Consider the following 1671-nt stretch of genomic DNA (forward strand, 5'->3'; position numbering starts at 1 on the left):
GCCACCGTCCCCGCCGCCACCCTGCTCCGGGCACCATCGACGGTTGCCCACCGGACCGGCACCGCCATCGCCCATACGACCCGGAGCGGCGCCCGGGAGGCGCCGGCCGCCACGGATCACCGTCTGAACGGCGGATGCCACCCGCACCGGGGCCCACCAGGCCGTGCTCCCCCCCGGACACCTCCCCGACCGGGTGACGGATGAGGCGGCACGCATCGCGGGGCGACCACCCTTCGGGGCGTCACGGGACCCCGGCGAGGACGCCCTGCCCCTGCTCGACGCGGAACCGCTGTTGGGTGCGGGGCGGTGGGATCGCGGGGCGAGCGGTGGCGCCCGGCGACGCGGCGGAGGTTCCCCCCTCCGGTTGCGCGACGGCGCGGCTCACCCGGGTGCGTAACCTCCGCTCGGCCACGGCGTTGAAAAGCCGACGCGGTCACCGCTTGGTGGGAGGAGCACGGCGTGCCGGTTCACATGGAGGGAGTCGATCACCAACCGGGCGTGGAACTGCTGCACGGCCTCCTGGACGAGATCGTCTGGCTCGACAGGTCCCCGTTCCTCGCCGCCTCGGCCGCCGCGCCCGGTATGCCACACGTGACCACCCTCCCCCCGGGGACCGTGCCCCGTCTCCCCGAGGGGGTGAAACGAGCGGCGGTGGCCTTCGCCCCCGAGCACGGACCGGCCGCCCGGGCCACGGCGACCGGGGCGGGGCTTGCCCTGCTCGCCCCCGATCCGGCCGTAACGGCCCTGGCGAGCGACAAGATCGACTCCCTCCCCCTGTTCGGGGAAGCCGGGGTGTCCACCCCCGACCACCTCGTCGTCCCGGCGTCCGGCCGAGCCGACGCCTCTTCCTACCGACGACCGCACTGGCGTGCCGCCGTGGTGCAGCGCCGGGAGAACAACCTCGTCGGTCGCGGCACCCGACACGCCGGTGACCGCGAGGAATTGCGCGCCTGCATGGAGGAGTGGCCGGACCGCGAGTTGCGGGTCACCGAACGGTTGGACGGATGGCCGTTGACCGCGAGCGGCTGTGTGTTCGCCGATCGGACCCTGATCTCGGGCCTGTCGTATCAGGTGGTGGGAGTACCCGGGCTCGCCCCGGGGTGGGGCACGCACTGCGGAAACCAGCTGCCCGGACCGAATGATCTGCCCGGCGGGACCCACCGGCGGGTGACGCGGGCCGCGCGCGCGATCGGGGAGGTGCTGCGTTCCCGGGGTTTCCGGGGCGTCTTCGGGATCGACCTGGTGCTCACCGTGCCGGAGCACCGCGTGGTGGCCATCGAGATCAATCCCCGCTTCCAGACCGTGGTCTCCCTGATCCAGTGCGGGGAACGGCAGGCCGGCCTCCTTCCCGCCCTCGGTGCCCACGTGCTCGCCCTGCGGGGCGTTCGGGGCCTCCCCGTGCGAACCGCCGAACCCCCCGCCGACCGGTGGGGCCAGTTCGTGGTGCACGCGATGAGGGATGGCCCCGCCCCGGTGCTGCCGTCCCCCGGCCGATACCGCCTCACCGTCGACGGCCACCTTTCCGGCCCGTCGGAGCTCGGCGCCGGCCTCCCCGACCTCGGCCCGGACGAGGCTCTCGTATGGGTGCAGACCCCGGTGGGGCAACCGGTTCGCGAGGGGGACGAGTTGCTGTTGGTGCAACTTCCCGGTCCCGTTGTCGATCCCCACCCC

The 1671-nt window shown here is 74.0% G+C and carries 1 protein-coding gene; it reads left to right on the forward strand.

The genetic code is table 11. The features are described from left to right. Window positions 1-459: 459 nt before the first annotated feature. Window positions 460-1671 (forward strand): ATP-grasp domain-containing protein (locus tag FOE67_RS25040; RefSeq protein WP_182667096.1); only part of this gene is annotated, 1212 nt, incomplete at its 3' end.

This window comes from Streptomyces calidiresistens (assembly GCF_014141525.1).
Classification (GTDB): domain Bacteria; phylum Actinomycetota; class Actinomycetes; order Streptomycetales; family Streptomycetaceae; genus Streptomyces; species Streptomyces calidiresistens.